The organism is Streptomyces sp. S07_1.15, assembly GCF_020739505.1.
Taxonomy (GTDB): Bacteria; Actinomycetota; Actinomycetes; order Streptomycetales; family Streptomycetaceae; genus Streptomyces; species Streptomyces xinghaiensis.
In genome coordinates this window covers 4,048,955-4,063,637 of sequence record NZ_JAJBZK010000001.1, presented here as the reverse complement: position 1 = coordinate 4,063,637, position 14,683 = coordinate 4,048,955, and the positions used below count along the sequence as shown (strand labels likewise).

Here is a 14,683-nt window from a genome sequence, read left to right as displayed (position 1 = left end):
CCGAGGGTCACCCGGCTCTTCGCCCGCAGGAGGGATGAGCAGTAACGGGCAGGGCGGGAGGGTCACGCCCCGCGCGCAGCGCGGGAACCACATCGGGGCGCTCCTCGGACGCCGGTCCACCGTCACGCCCCCGCGCGCAGCGCGGGAACAGAACTGCGCACCCGCACCGGGAAGCGCCTCCCCGGCTCCACCCACCACATGAACCCGGGCCGCTCCCGGCACCCTGCCCGCAGGAGGGATGAGCAGCAACGGGCAGGGCGGGAGGGTGGCACCCCGCGCCCAGCGCGGGAGAAGAGCTCCGCGCCCGGAAAGGCGAACCGGCCTCAGCGGCGAGCGCGCCGCTCCTCGCGCACCCGGCGGAGACGGTTGACCGTGACCGGATCGTGGGCCAGCGCCCGCGGATCGTCGAGCAGGGCGTTGAGGAGCTGGTAGTAGCGGGTCGGGGAGAGCCCGAGCTGTTCCCGGATCGCCCGCTCCTTGGCTCCGGGCCCCGGCCAGGAACGCCGTTCGACGGAGAGGACGGCCCGGTCACGGTCGGTCAGCCCCTGGGCGCCGCCCCGGTCACCGCCGCCCTCGGGCACCGCCTCGTCGTCTCCGGTCTCGTTCACACCGTCCAACATAACGGCCCCCGCCGACGCCCCGGCCGGCCCGCGCCGCCCGCCCGGGCGAGCGGCCCCGGAGGACGCGTCCCGGGCCGGAGGAGACCCAAACCGGAAGGGGCCCGGACCCCGACCGGAACGGACCCCGACCGGAACGGGCCCAGACCGGAACGGGCCCAGACCGGAACGGGCCCCAACTGGAACGGGCCCCAACCGGAACGACCCGAACCGAAGGACCCGGCCCCGGGAGACCCGTACCGCTGCCCCGGCCGCGGAAGGCGGAGCCCTCAGCGGGCGGCGTTCTCCGTGGCGAAGGCGTCGCGCTGGATCCGCGAGAGCACCCCGCTCGGATCGCCGTCGCGCGCCACCGCCGAACCGATCTCCTGCTTGATCGTCTTGCTGACGTACGCCCACGTCGTCTTGTTCGACGGATAGTGCACGGCCTCCGGGAGCTGGTCGAGGAACTCCCGCATCGGCTCGTGCTTCTCGTCGGCGCGCATGGCCTCCGAGGCGGAGCGGGTGACGGGCAGCATGTCGTACCGGTCGGCGAATTCCAGCGCGTTCGGCTCGCTGTAGACGTAGTCGAGGAAGTCGCCGATCTGCTCCCGGTTGCCGTTCTTCTTGAAGGCCATGAGCCAGTCGTTGACGCCCATCGTCGCCTCGGCCGCGCCGGTCCTGCCGGGGAGCGGCGCCGTCCCGAACTCGACGCCCTCCTTCTCCGCCTGCCGCATCAGCGTCGGGTGGCCGTTGAGCATGCCCACCTCGCCGCGGGCGAAGGCGTCGAACGCGTCCTGGCGGTTGAGGGCGGCCGGGTCCCCGGGACCGGTGAGGCCCTTGCCGACGAGTTCGTCGCGGAGCCACTCGAACGCCCGTATGTTCTCGGGCGAGTCCAGCGTGTACGAGCCGACGCTGTCGACGAAGCCGCCGCCCCCGCTGAGCGACCACAGCATGGTCTCGGCCTGCGCCTCCTCGGGGCCGAGCGGCAGCGCGTACGGGGTCTCCACCCCGGCGTCCTTCAACGCCTCGGCGGCGTCCTGGAGTTCGGCCCAGCTCTGCGGCGGCTCCTCGATACCGGCCTCGGCGAAGAGGGCCTTGTTGTAGAAGAAGAGCCGGGTGCTGGCGGCGAACGGCAGTCCGTACTGCACCCGGCGGAACTCGCCGGCCTCCGCGAGCTTGGGGAGGAAGTCCGCCTGGGTGGGGATGGAGAGGACTTCGTCGGCGCGGTAGAGCTTGTTCCGGTCGGCGTAGTCGGCGTAGGAACCGATCTGCGCGATGTCCGGTTCCTCACCGCGCTTGACCATGTCGGCGACCTTCTTGTCGACCTCCGCCCAGCTGTAGACGCTGATGTCGATCGAGACACCGGGGTGGCTGGACTCGTAGTCCGCCGCGAGCTGGTCCCAGTACCTCCGGGAGGTGTTGGCCTCGCTGTCGCCGTAGTCGGCGGCGACCAGCCGGAGGGTGACCTCGCCGCCGGAGCCTCCGCATCCGGAGAGCGTGAGGGTCATGGCCGTCGCGACAGCCGCCGCGAGGAGTCCCGAGTACCGCCGTCGCACTACCGATACCGCCTTCTGTCTTGCTTCTTGTTCATGGTTTTTCGTCCGGTTCCTGCCCGGTTGATGTCAGGCCGCCGTGCGGCCGCCCTCCGGCTGTCGTGCGCTTGCCGTCCGGCCGCTTCCGGGTCCCGGCCGGTCCTCGGCCGGTCCTCGGCCGGTCCTCGGCCGGTCCTCGACCGGTTACCGGCCGGCCCCGCCCGGCGCCGCGCCGGGCCTTCCGCTCCGGTCCGCTCCCGGTCCGCTCCCGGTCCGCACCCGGCCCCGCCCCCGGTTCCGGCCGGCAGCGGCCCGGCGGGGTTTGCCCGCGCCGCTTGGGGTCTGACGGTTCCTCTCCCGCACCATCCGCCCCGCCCGCACCGTTCGCACCGTCCGCGGCTTTCCCCGCACCCTGCCGGTGTCCTGCCGGTCCTGCCAGATCTCTTCCCGGTGTCTACTCGGTCTCTTCCCACTGTCTTCATGCCGTGCCGATCCGGTGCCCCCGGCCGTGACCGGCCCATCGGGCAGCTGCGGCTGCCGCACCGGCTCCGCACCGGCGCTCCGCACCGGCGGACGGAATCGCGCATAAGGCATCGGACCGGACACCGCCGTCCGTTATACGAACGCTTTACTCTACGAGGGTAAGTGGACTAGACCTGTCGGTGCCATCCGGGCGAGACTGTTTCCGTGAGACCTGCCATCGCCCCCGCTCCGCCCGGCACCGGGACGGAAGCCACTCCGCCCCGGGCCGGAGGCACGGCCCGCACCCGGGGCCGGGCCGGCCGGCGACCGCTCCCCCACCTCGTCCCGGCGGCCCCGGGGAACGCCGCGGGCCGCCCGGACGCGGGCCCGCCGGCCCGCGTCCCCCTCTCCGCGGAGGTAGCCACCTGATGGCGACTCAACACGTGTTCACCGGCGCCCGTGTGGTGCTGCCGTCCGGCGTCGTCGAGAACGGACGGCTGGTCGTGGAGGGCACCGTCATCGCGGACGCCGCCGCCGAGCACCCCGCGCGCCCGTCGCGCCTCCCCGGCGGCACCCCGGCCGGAGCGGCCGGACCGGACGGCCCCACCGGTCCGGTGCCGCCGGACGGCCCCGCCGGCCCGGCCGGCGGCGCCGCCCCCCGCACCGCCCCCGGCACGGCCGCCGACGCCACCACCCTGGACCTCACCGGGTACTGGATCGTCCCCGGCTTCGTCGACATGCACGTCCACGGCGGCGGCGGGGCCTCCTTCTCCGCCGGCACCGCCGAGGAGGCGCTGGCCGTGGCCGCCACCCACCGGCGGCACGGCACCACCACCATGGCCGCCTCCACCGTCACCGACCGCCTCGACGACCTCGTCCGGCAGGCGGCCGTCCTCTCCGAGCTCGTCGAGCAGGGCGAGCTGGCGGGCATTCACTTCGAGGGCCCGTTCATCGCCCCGTGCCGCCGCGGCGCCCACGACCCGGGGCTGCTCCGCGACCCCGAGCCGGGAGACGTGAAACGGCTGATCGACGCGGCCCGCGGCACCGCCCGGATGATGACCCTCGCGCCCGAACTGCCCGGCGGCCTGGACTCCGTACGGCTCCTCGCCGACCTGGGCGTGATCGCGGCCGTCGGCCACACCGACGCCGGATACGAGGCCACCGCCGAGGCCGTCGACGCGGGCGCCACCGTGGCCACCCACCTCTTCAACGCCATGCCGGGCCTGCACCACCGCACCCCCGGCCCCGTCGCCGCCCTCCTGGAGGACGAGCGGGTCACCGTCGAGCTGATCAACGACGGCGTGCACCTCCACCCGGCCGTGGTCGGCCTCGCCTTCAGCCGCGCGGGCGCCGGCCGCGTCGCCTTCATCACCGACGCCATGGCGGCGGCGGGCAAGGGCGACGGCCGCTACCCGCTCGGCGGACTGGAGGTCGAGGTGCGGGACGGCGTGGCACGGCTCGTCGAGGGCGGTGCCATCGCCGGCTCCACGCTCACCCTGGACACCGCCTTCCGGCGGGCCGTCACCCTCGGCGGCCTCCCCGTCGGGCACGTCGTCCGCGCCCTGTCGGAGAATCCGGCCCGGCTGCTGGGCGTGGCGGACCGCGTCGGCTCGCTCGAAGCGGGCAAGGACGCCGATCTGGTCGTCCTCGACGCGGAGTTCGCGGTCGCCGGCGTCATGCGCCGCGGGGAATGGGTGGTTGAGCCGGAAGTGGACTGATTCCCCGCGCCGTTGACTCCCCGGCACCCGTCGTCCAGGCTGCGGCGAGCGGTTCGGCACACTGGGCCGGCCGCCGCTGTTTTGGCATGATCACCCCCGCACGAGTGAGCGACCGGCTCGACTCGGCCGACCGGGCACGCCATCCCAGCGCGCCGGACCCAGAGGAGAGAAGGGGGACCAGGTGATCATCACCGTCACGCTCAACGCCGCCCTGGACATCACCTACCGCGTCCCCCGCTTCACCCCGAGCACCGCTCACCGGGTCACCGAGACCATCGAACGCCCGGGCGGCACGGGCGTCACCGTGGCCCGGCTGCTGGCGGCGCTCGGCCACCGCACCGTCGTCACGGGCTTCGCGGGCGGACCCACCGGCGAGGTGCTGCGCCGGCTGCTCGCCGAGGAGTACGGAACGGAGCGGTACGGAAGGGAGCGGTACGGCGAGAAGGAGAAGGACGGGGAGGGCGACGGGGACGCGGACGGGGGCGGCCGCCGCCCGGACCGCGCGGAGGACACCCCCGGGGCCCCCGGTCCCGGCCGGGTCGAGGAGGTTCTCACCCCGGTCTCCGGCTCCACCCGCCGCACGATCGGCGTCGTCGACACCGCCACCGGCGAGGTCACCCGCCTCAAGGAGGCCGGCCCGGTCGTCACCCGCGCCGAATGGGACTCCTTCCACACGGCCTTCACCGGGCTCCTCCCGGGCGCGGACGCCGTCGCCCTCTGCGGCAGCCTGCCCCCGGGCCTCCCGGTCGGCAGCTACGCCACCCTGGTGCGGGCAGCGCAGGCCGCGGGCGTCCCGGTCCTGCTCGACACCCACGGCGAACCGCTGCGCCGGGGCATCGCCGCCCGCCCCGACCTCGTCGCGACGACGGCCGGGGAGCTGACCGCGCTCACCGGCTTCGCCGAACCCGTCACCGCCGCGCACGAGGCCCGGCGGCGGGGCGCCCGCGCCGTGGCCGCCTCGCTGGGCGGTGACGGCGTACTCGTCGCCACGGCGGACGGCAGCCGCCGCGCGGCCCCGCCCCGGCCGCCCGGCGGCGACCCCACCCGGGCCTGCGAGGCGGCCGTGGCCGGACTGCTCTCCGCCCTCGCCGAGGGTCTGCCCTGGCCGGAGCGGCTGAGCCGCGCGGTCGCCCTCTCGGCGGCGGCCGCGACCGCCCGGGGGCCCGGCGAGTTCGACCACGCCGCGTACACGCGCCTGCTGCCGGACATCGAGGCCACCGAACACCCCCTGTGACGCCCGGGAAACGCACCGGCCGCCCCGGGGAACGGATCCCGAGGCGGCCGGTGCGACGAGAACTCCTGCGGACGGAAAACCCTGAGCCGGGCCCGCGCGGGGCGGGCGGAGTACGCGGAGCGGGCGGGGCTCAGTCCTTGATGTGGCCCTCCTTGAGCTGCACCCAGTCGAGGTTGAACTCGCAGCCCTGGCCCTCGCCGCAGGTGAGGTCGAGGGTGTTGGTGCCCTTGGTAAGGTTCACGTAGGAGTAGGTGGTGGTCCAGCCCTTGTCCCACTCGCCTTCCTTGGCGTTCGCCCAGTTCTTCAGCTCCTGCTCACGGTCCTTGCCGTTGACGAGAAGCGTGGCCTTGGTGTCCTTGCCGGGCACGCCGTAGCCGATGTAGAAGGTGTACTTGCCCGCCTTGGGCACGTCGATCCGCCAGGTGGCCGTCGCGCCGGGCTGGTTCATGCCCGCGATATAGGCCCCGCTCTTGGACCGGGCGCCCTCCACGTCGTTGGCGACGGTCGCACCGCCGGCGGTCTTCATCCCGACCGCGTCGAACTTGTCGGAGGAGAAGGGCTTGGTCTCCTTCTCCCCCTCGCCCTCGCCCTTGTCCTCGTCCGCCGGCTGGTCCTGCCCGCCGTCGGCGGGGAGCGACTCCGAGCTGCCGGCCTCCTTCTTGCCCTCGTCGCCGTCGCCGTTGGTCAGCATGGCGATGACGATGCCGATGACCACCACGGCGACCACGGCGATCGCCCCGATCAGCAGCCCCTGGCTGTTGGGCCCGCGGCCGCCGCCACCGCGGACACCGCGGCTTCCGTGGCCGGCGGGCGCGGCGCGGCGCGGCGGGGCGCCGCCGGGCAGGGTCTCGGGGGCGGCGTAGGAGGTGTGGGGGCTCTGCGCGTAGGCGGCGGTCGGCTGGTCCGCCGGTGCGGCGCCGGGTCCGTAGCCGGGCCGCTGAGCGGCCTGCTGACCGCCGTACTGGCGTTCCCCGACCCGGTGTACCTGGTTGTACGAGGTGCGGGGGACCCCGGGCTGCGCCGCGGGCCGGCCGTACTGAGCGGTTCCGCCGTCCGCCGCGCCGTTCCCGCCCCCGTCACCGCCCTCCGAGCGGTAGAGGTAGGCGAACGGGTCGTCGTTCTCGGGCGTGCCCGCGCCGTTGTTGCCGGCCGTCATCCCCTGTCACTCCCCAACTGGTTTCCGGACCACCGGCGCCGCGTCCACAGCGCCTGGACAGCTCCTATCAGCGGCGGGGCGGCCCGGATAAGGCCTGTGCTGTCCGGATGGTCAATGTTCACGATCGCGTTACCTCGGCCCGCGGCCGATCGATCGAGCCTACCCGCTCACCACGGCCACTGTTCCCGGTCCGTCGCCGCTCGCCGGGGCGCCGCGGGAGGCGGCCCGCAAAAGCCCCGCTCGCGGGCGTGCGGCGCTGTCCGGATGTGTCCAGTACCACCCGTACCGGCCCGTTCCGTACCGGCGGCGGACGGGCCGGGACCGGGCACGCGCCCCCGGAACCGGCGGGGGGTCACCCCGCGCGGCGGTGGGCGCGCCCCGCCCGGGAGCGCTTCTCCACGTACATCCGCTGGTCGGCCGATTGCAGGACCTCCTCGGCGGACATCCCGCAGCCGGCCCAGCCGATGCCGAAGCTCGCCCCCACCCGCACCGCGCGCCCGTCCACCCGGATCGGCGGGATGATCGCGTTGCGCAGCCGGACGGCCAGGTCCTGGGCGTCGGCGCGGCCGAGGCCGTCGGCGAGGACGACGAACTCGTCGCCGCCGAGGCGGGCGACCGTGTCGCCGTCCCGTACGCCGTTGGTCAGCCGCCGGGCGACCTCGATGAGGACGGCGTCACCGGTGTGGTGCCCGAACCGGTCGTTGATCGATTTGAAGCCGTCGAGGTCGCAGAAGAGCACCGCGAGCCCCTTGGTGCCGTCGTCCGGCTGCTCCTCGGCCGGGGCGACGGTGTGGACGTGGCTGTCGAAGGCGCTGCCCGGCGGGCCGAAGGGGGCGTCGAAGCCGTCGGTCCGGAAGCCGTTCTCGTCGGTCTCGACGCCCGCGGCCGGTCCGTAGGCGCTGCCGGCCGCACCGTCCAGCGCGTAGGTATCGCCGTCCCGGGAGGGTGGGCGGTCGCAGAGCCGGGCGGAGAGCCGGGTGCGCAGCTCGGCGCTGTTGGGGAGGCCGGTGAGGGCGTCGTGGCTGGCGCGGTGGGCGAGCTGCAGTTCGTGCCGCTTGCGCTCCTCGATGTCCTCGACGTGGGTGAGCAGGAAGCGCGGCCCGTCGGCCGCGTCGGCGACGACGGAGTTGCGCAGCGAGACCCAGACATAGCTGCCGTCGCGCCGGGCCAGCCGCAGCTCGGCCCGGCCGCCCTCGGCGGAGGTGCGGAGCAGCAGCCCGATGTCGTCGGGGTGGACGAGGTCGGAGAAGGAGTAGCGGCGCATCGCGGAGGCGGGGCGGGCCAGCAGCCGGCAGAGGGCGTCGTTGGCGCGGAGCAGCCGGCCGTGCTGGTCGCCGCCCATCTCGGCGATGGCCATGCCGCTGGGCGCGTATTCGAACGCCTGGCGGAAGCTCTCCTCGCTGGCGCGCAGGGCCTGCTGCTCGCGCTCCAGCCGGACGAGGGCGCGCTGCATGTTGGCGCGCAGCCGGGCGTTGCTGATGGCGATGGCGGCCTGGAAGGCGTACATCTGCAGGGCCTCGCGGCCCCAGGGGCCGGGCCGGCGGCCGTTGCGGGGCCGGTCGACGGCGATGACGCCGAGCAGGTCGTCGCTGGAGGAGTACATCGGGGCGAGCAGCCGGTCGCCCGGGTGCCACTCGTCGGCGAAGCGCGGCTGGGGGCCGCCGCTGTGCCACTGCGGTACGTCGTCGTCGTCGAGGATCCAGCCCTCGGTGTGCGGTATGAAGCGCAGCTCGCCCCAGCGGGTGCCCATGGAGAGGCGGCGCTCCCAGGCGGTGCGCGAGCCGACGCGGCCGGCGAGCAGCGCCTCGGCGCCGGCGCTGCCGGACACGGCGGCGACGACGAGGTCACCGTCGGGCTGGACGAGGTTGACGGCGGCCAGCTCGTAGCCGAGGCCGGTGATGACTCCGTCGGCGACGGCCTGCAGGGTGTCGGCCAGGCTGCGGGCGGTGTTCAGGTCCGCGACGACACGGTGGAGCTGCCGCAGGGTCGCAAGACGGACGTACGGTTCCGACTCGGCCTCCATCGATTGCACTCCCCGAGACCTCGACAGCAACTCCAGGATCTTGTCGTCTGATTCCACGGCCACTGAATCACAGCGAGCTGCCCACCCGGTACACAGGGTCAACAATTCCCGGCTGCTGTGACTCATGTCACATGATCTTTCGGTGTATTGACGCTTGCGCCGGTGACGGGCCGTCTGCCCTGCCGATTCCTTCCTGAACGCAAATCCCCGGGGCGGGCATCCGCCGGGCGACCTAGGTCCAGGACGGTCCCCGCGCCCGATGTGGGCGCCTCGTGCACCCGGATAGCGTGCGCACGTGCAGCAGACTCCTTCATCCCCCGCAGCGATCATCCCTCATCCTGAAGGGGTGAGTGACGACGAGTTCCGTGCGGCCATGGCCCGCCTGACGGCCGGCGTGGTGCTGGTGACGACCCGCGACCCGGAGGAGGGCCCCCACGGGGAGGACGTGGGCATGACAGCGACGGCCTTTATGTCGGTGTCACTTGACCCCCCACTCGCGATGGTGAGCGTTCGCAACGACTCCCGCATGGAGGAGCTGCTGGAACGGCAGCCGCTCTGGGCCGCCTCCGTACTCTCCGAGAGTCAGCGGCAGACAGCCGGGCGATTCGCGATGAAAGGCCGCATCAGCGACAAACTGCTCTTCCGGGATGCGCCGCACACCCGCGGCGAGGCGTCCGGGGCACTGCTCGTCGACGGCGCTCTGGCCGCCGTGGAGTGCCGTACGGAGCAGCGCGTCCGGGCCGGGGACCACACCCTGGTGATCGGCCGGGTGATCGGCACCCGGCTGGGGCCCGACGGCGCCGGGCCGCTCACCTATTTCCGGGGACGCTACCGGCGGCTGGGCTGAGCGGCGCAGGCCGCCGGCCGACGGCCGCGTTCGGGCGTGCATTCCGGTAGCGCGAGGACGAGAGGCCGGGGGCCGGGCGATTGTTTCCGAGCCGCGGGCGGACGCCGCAAACGGGTGACGCGGCGGAATTCACCCGTTCATACGGACCGGCCGTCCCGGTCAAACCCGCCCACCCCTCCCCGAAATACGGAAACGCATTCCGGCGTGAAGGCCGGATACTGGCCTTCACGCCGGAATGACGTTGGTGCGAGCTACTTTTTGGTCAGACCGCGGGCACTGCCACCGGGGTGAGGAGCCCGATCAGGCTGAGCAGAACCGCGTCACTGGCACCGGTGGTGAAGGTCTCGGTCTCGGTCTCCGGGGCGTAGTTGACGGCGATGTTCTCCTCGCCGATCTGGCAGATGGTCTGGTTCTGCCCGGACGTCTGCTCAGCCTCGGGCGGGAACGGCGCCAGCTGCGCGGTGTTGCCGCAGTTCTGCGCGAGCGCCACCACGTCCTTGATCTTGTAACCACCGTCGTAGCCGTCGTTGGCGGCGGCAGACGTCGCGGAGCCCGCGATCATGGCAGCCGCGGCAAGCGACAGGAACGACAGCTTGGCTGTTGTACGCATATTGTTCTCCACTTTCCGCCTTCCCCGTTGGAAGGGCCGATCGAGTTCTATCACTGCCTCAGCAGCTCTTCCGCTTAACCGACACAGGGAATTTCCACATCGATCGAGGACTTCATACGGATGGCCGAACATCTGCCCGGAGACGGCTCTTACACCTGCTTCACCCCTGTCCACCGACCGCAATTGAGTCCCCCAACAACCCGTTCTCAAGGTGGAATTCAGGCAGGACGGAAGTCCGCCGATCCGCTGATTCCATCCGCCGATCGGCGGAATACGGGAATTCCCGGAGTGCGGGTCCGGCGGCGCCGTGCGAGCGTGATTCCCCACGGCTGCCGGGGCGGGAACGGGCCGGTCGCGGCCGGAGAGGCCACCGGGGCCGGCGGTCCGGCGGTCCGGTGAGGCCAGGGGTGAGGTCAGTCCCAACCGCGGCCGCTGCGGCCGCGTTTCGTGTCGCCGCGCTGCTTCTTGGCCCGCAGCCGTCGTTCGTTGACGCCGCGCGGGATCTTCGTCTTCCGGCGCGGGCGGGGCGGCGGCGCGGTGGCCTCGGCAAGGAGGGAGGCCATCCGGACGGCCGCGGTCTCCCGGTTGCGCCACTGCGAGCGGTGCTCGGAGGCCCGTACGGTGAGCACGCCGTCCGTCAGCCGGTCGGCGAGGCGCTCCAGCGCCCGCTCCTTCCACACCGGCGGCAGCGCTTCCGTCGCCGCCAGGTCGAAGCGGAGCTCCACCTGGCTGTCGCTGGTGTTCACATGCTGGCCGCCCGGTCCCGAGGAGCGGGAGAAACGCCACTTGAGCTCGGCCTCCGGGAGGGAGACCGAACCGCGGATGACATGGGGACCGGACACATGTGCCATGATCCCCCGCCCGGCGGCGGCCGTCACCTCCATTTCGCGCCCCGGCCGGCCGGCGCCTTCCCTCCGCCGGCCGGGGCGCGGAACCGTAACGAAGCGGAAGCGGCTGGAACCCGGCGGGGCCGTCCCCGCGTTGTGGAGGATGACGGTGGCTTCACCTCCGGGCGAAGCCCGACACACTTCGATGAAAGGGACATCCCATGGCTGTAAGCCTGTCCAAGGGCGGCAACGTATCGCTCACCAAGGAGGCACCGGGCCTGACCGCCGTCACGGTCGGCCTCGGCTGGGACGTCCGCACCACGACCGGCACCGACTTCGACCTCGACGCGAGCGCCATCGCGGTCAACGCGGCGGGCAGGGTCGTCTCCGACGGCCACTTCGTGTTCTTCAACAACAAGGCCACGCCGGACCAGACCATCGTCCACACCGGTGACAACCGCACCGGCGCGGGCGAGGGCGACGACGAGCAGATCAACGTCAACCTCGCCGGGCTCCCGGCCGAGGTCGAGAAGATCGTGTTCCCGGTGTCGGTCTACGACGCCGAGGCCCGCAGCCAGAACTTCGGCCAGGTGCGCAACGCCTACATCCGCGTGCTCAACCAGGCCGGCGGCTCCGAGATCGCCCGCTACGACCTGAGCGAGGACGCCGCGACCGAGACCGCCATGGTCTTCGGCGAGCTGTACCGCAACGGCGCCGAGTGGAAGTTCCGCGCCGTCGGCCAGGGCTACGCCTCCGGTCTCACCGGCATCGCGCAGGACTTCGGGGTCAACGTCTGACCCGCGGCCTCCACCTCTGACCGCGCCTCGGCCGGCCCCGGTAACGGGCCCGCCGAACGGCACGGACGCGGAGAACGCAGCGGCCCCCGGCCGGGTCACCGGCCCCCGGGGGCCGCTGCGCGTGCCCCGCTCGCCCACCCCCCGTACGGCCGACCGGCCGGACACCGTCCGCCGGGCCGTTGGACGCCCCTCCCGCCGGGTACGAGTGGAGCACGGGGCGGCCGAACGGTGAGAGAGAGGCGGTTGGATGGCTCAGGAAGTGCGTGGCGTCGTGGCTCATGCCCAGGGAGAGCCGGTCCGGGTCGAGACGGTCCTGGTGCCGGATCCCGGGCCCGGCGAGGCGGTGGTGCGGGTGCAGGCCTGCGGGGTCTGCCACACCGATCTCCACTACCGCGACGGCGGAATCAACGACGAGTTCCCGTTTCTCCTCGGACACGAGGCGGCCGGAATCGTGGAGACGGTGGGCGAGGGCGTCACCGACGTGGCCCCGGGCGACTTCGTGATCCTCAACTGGCGTGCGGTGTGCGGCACCTGCCGGTCCTGCAAGCGCGGCCGCCCCTGGTACTGCTTCAACACCCACACCGCCACGCAGCCGATGACGCTCGCCGACGGCACCGTGCTCACGGCCGCGCTGGGCATCGGCTCGTTCGCCGAGAAGACCCTCGTCGCGGCCGGCCAGTGCACCAAAGTCGATCCCTCGGCCTCCCCCGCCGCCGCCGGGCTGCTCGGCTGCGGTGTGATGGCGGGCCTCGGCGCCGCCCTCAACACCGGGCAGGTGGAGCGCGGCGACACGGTCGCCGTCATCGGCTGCGGCGGGGTCGGCAGCGCCGCCGTCGCGGGCGCCCGGCTGGCCGGCGCCTCGCGGATCATCGCGGTGGACCTGGACGAGCGGAAGCTGGCGTGGGCGACCGGCCTCGGCGCCACCCACACCGTGCACGCCGGCACGGCCGACGTCGTCAAGAGCATCCAGGAGCTGACCGGCGGCTTCGGCGCGGACGTCGTCATCGACGCGGTGGGCCGCCCGGAGACGTACCACCAGGCCTTCTACGCCCGCGATCTGGCCGGGACCGTCGTCCTGGTGGGTGTGCCCACACCGGAGATGGTGCTGCAACTGCCGCTGCTCGACGTCTTCGGGCGCGGCGGGTCCCTCAAGTCGTCCTGGTACGGGGACTGCCTGCCGGAGCGGGACTTCCCCGTGCTCATCGACCTCTACCGGCAGGGGCGGCTCGACCTGGACGCGTTCGTCAGCGAGACCATCGGACTGGGCGACGTCGAGGCCGCGTTCGACAAGATGCACCGCGGTGACGTGCTGCGCTCGGTGGTGGTGTTCTGATGGCGGCTGCTTCCCCCGGTTCCCCCGGTTCCCCCGGTTCCCCCGGTTCCCCCGGTTTCTCGGGTGCCCCCGGTTCCTCCGGTGCCCCCGGCGACGGCGCGCCCTCGCCCGGCGGGGCGCGGATCAGCCATCTCGTCACCTCCGGCACCTTCTCGCTGGACGGCTCCACCTGGGAGGTGGACAACAACGTCTGGCTGATCGGCGACGACCGCGAGGTGTACGTCATCGACGCGGCGCACGACGCGGAGGCCGTCCTCGCCGCGGTCGGCGGCCGCCGCCTGCTCGGGGTGGTCTGCACACACGGCCACGACGACCACATCGACGCGGCGCCCGAGGTGGCCGACCGCACCGGCGCCCCGATCCTGCTGCACCCCGACGACAGGGTGCTGTGGGAGATGCGGCATCCGGACCGCCGGCCCGACGGCCCCCTCGCCGACGGGGACACCCTGACCGTCGCCGGCACGGAGCTGCGCGTGCTGCACACCCCCGGGCACAGCCCCGGGGCGGTCTGCCTGTACGCGGCCGGGCTGGGCACCGTCTTCTCCGGCGACACGCTCTTCCGGGGCGGGCCGGGCGCCACCGGGCGCTCGTACTCCTCGTTCCCGACGATCATCGACTCGATCCGGGACCGGCTGCTGACCCTGCCGCCGGAGACGGTGGTGCGCACCGGGCACGGCGACCCCACCACGGTGGGGGACGAGGCACCGCAGCTGGAGGAGTGGATCGCGCGCGGGCACTGAGACGCACGGCGGCGGCGGGGCGGGCGGGAGCGGGGCCGGTCGGGCGTGCCGCCGCGGTACGGCCGCGGTACGGCCGCTGTTGGTCACACGAGCGCGGGGAAGGGGTGTGGGAGGGCTTCGCGGGCCGTCTGTCGCGGGCCGTCTGTGATCCGGGCTGCGGGCGGTGGCGCGCGTCCGGGTCCGCTCCGGCTGCCCGTCCGGGTCCGCTCCGGCCGGGGGCCGGGCCGGGACGGGACGGGTCCCCGCCGTGGGACCATCGACCATGTGATCGACCTCGGCTACTCCCTCTCCCGCCGCTTCCCGGATCCCCCGCAGACGGACTACCGCACCGCCGATGTGCGGACCCTGCGGCACGATCTGTTCTGCGGCGACGTCTACATCGCCGACACCAAGGCGGACCGGGAGCTGTCCACAGCCTGGGGATGGGTGCCCGTGCTGGACTTCGCCTGGGCGCTCTGCGACATCGTCGAGCAGCTCGACCGCGATCCGCGCGGCAGCCGTTCGCACCGGCGGCAACAGGCCGAGCTGGACTTCACCGAGTCCGCGGACCGGCTGCTCTTCGAGCGGCGGTTCGGCTGGGTCGACATCGGCGCCGACTGGCAGCCGGCCGGCGAACCGCCGCTGACCTTCGGCCACTCGGCGCTGCGCCGGGAGGCCCGGGACTTCCTCCAGGACGTCGTCGCGGACCTCACGGATCTGCACGAAGGGCTCGCGGACAACCCCGTCGTCTGGGATCTCCTGGCCCGCTTCCCGCGCGTCTGAGCAGGGAGCCGGCCGGCCCGGGCCGGTACCGACACCGCCGACCGCC

At 73.3% G+C, this 14,683-nt stretch carries 13 protein-coding genes; 7 read left to right on the top strand and 6 right to left on the bottom strand.

All coding sequences use genetic code 11. The annotated features are described in order from the left end of the window. Positions 1–323: 323 nt before the first annotated feature. Positions 324–581: a DUF3263 domain-containing protein gene (locus LIX60_RS17635; RefSeq protein WP_227962811.1), complete on the bottom strand. Its 258-nt coding sequence runs from the start codon at positions 579–581 to the stop codon at positions 324–326. Positions 582–886: 305 nt separating this feature from the next. Next, positions 887–2,104 (bottom strand): extracellular solute-binding protein, encoded by a 1,218-nt coding sequence (locus tag LIX60_RS17630; RefSeq protein ID WP_227959300.1) that lies wholly within the window; start codon positions 2,102–2,104, stop codon positions 887–889. 914 nt (positions 2,105–3,018) lie between these two features. On the opposite strand from LIX60_RS17630, the gene nagA reads away from it, so the two are divergent. Next, positions 3,019–4,308, top strand: coding sequence for an N-acetylglucosamine-6-phosphate deacetylase (nagA, locus tag LIX60_RS17625; protein ID WP_227959299.1), 1,290 nt, complete (start codon positions 3,019–3,021; stop codon positions 4,306–4,308). Between the two features lie 181 nt (positions 4,309–4,489). Then, entirely contained in the window at positions 4,490–5,542 is a 1,053-nt protein-coding gene (locus LIX60_RS17620; RefSeq protein ID WP_227959298.1) for a PfkB family carbohydrate kinase, read from the top strand. Positions 5,543–5,672: 130 nt separating this feature from the next. Here the strand turns inward: LIX60_RS17620 and LIX60_RS17615 are convergent, their stop codons facing one another. Further along, positions 5,673–6,698: a carbohydrate-binding protein gene (locus LIX60_RS17615; RefSeq protein WP_227959297.1), complete on the bottom strand. Its 1,026-nt coding sequence runs from the start codon at positions 6,696–6,698 to the stop codon at positions 5,673–5,675. 352 nt (positions 6,699–7,050) lie between these two features. Next, positions 7,051–8,721, bottom strand: coding sequence for a diguanylate cyclase CdgB (cdgB, locus tag LIX60_RS17610; protein ID WP_227962810.1), 1,671 nt, complete (start codon positions 8,719–8,721; stop codon positions 7,051–7,053). A 295-nt stretch (positions 8,722–9,016) separates the two neighbouring features. On the opposite strand from cdgB, the gene LIX60_RS17605 reads away from it, so the two are divergent. Next, positions 9,017–9,568: a flavin reductase family protein gene (locus LIX60_RS17605; RefSeq protein WP_227959296.1), complete on the top strand. Its 552-nt coding sequence runs from the start codon at positions 9,017–9,019 to the stop codon at positions 9,566–9,568. A gap of 262 nt (positions 9,569–9,830) precedes the next feature. On the opposite strand, the gene LIX60_RS17600 is transcribed toward LIX60_RS17605, so the two are convergent. Both LIX60_RS17600 and arfB read right to left on the bottom strand, forming a co-directional pair. After that, positions 9,831–10,178 (bottom strand): hypothetical protein, encoded by a 348-nt coding sequence (locus LIX60_RS17600; RefSeq protein ID WP_227959295.1) that lies wholly within the window; start codon positions 10,176–10,178, stop codon positions 9,831–9,833. A 413-nt stretch (positions 10,179–10,591) separates the two neighbouring features. Next, positions 10,592–11,029 (bottom strand): alternative ribosome rescue aminoacyl-tRNA hydrolase ArfB, encoded by a 438-nt coding sequence (arfB, locus tag LIX60_RS17595; RefSeq protein WP_125625793.1) that lies wholly within the window; start codon positions 11,027–11,029, stop codon positions 10,592–10,594. Positions 11,030–11,226: 197 nt separating this feature from the next. Between arfB and LIX60_RS17590 the strand changes: the two genes are divergently transcribed. The 4 genes from LIX60_RS17590 to LIX60_RS17575 all read left to right on the top strand — a co-directional run bounded on the left by LIX60_RS17590 (position 11,227) and on the right by LIX60_RS17575 (position 14,637). Beyond that, positions 11,227–11,802, top strand: coding sequence for a TerD family protein (locus LIX60_RS17590; protein ID WP_019711265.1), 576 nt, complete (start codon positions 11,227–11,229; stop codon positions 11,800–11,802). 247 nt (positions 11,803–12,049) lie between these two features. After that, positions 12,050–13,135, top strand: a complete 1,086-nt coding sequence (locus LIX60_RS17585) for an S-(hydroxymethyl)mycothiol dehydrogenase (RefSeq protein WP_227959294.1) — start codon at positions 12,050–12,052, stop codon at positions 13,133–13,135. Next, entirely contained in the window at positions 13,135–13,875 is a 741-nt protein-coding gene (locus LIX60_RS17580; RefSeq protein ID WP_227959292.1) for an MBL fold metallo-hydrolase, read from the top strand. The genes LIX60_RS17585 and LIX60_RS17580 overlap by 1 nt, the downstream gene beginning before the upstream one ends. 264 nt (positions 13,876–14,139) lie before the next feature. Beyond that, on the top strand, positions 14,140–14,637 hold the full coding sequence (locus LIX60_RS17575) for a hypothetical protein (protein WP_227959290.1): 498 nt from the start codon (positions 14,140–14,142) through the stop codon (positions 14,635–14,637). Positions 14,638–14,683 lie beyond the last annotated feature (46 nt).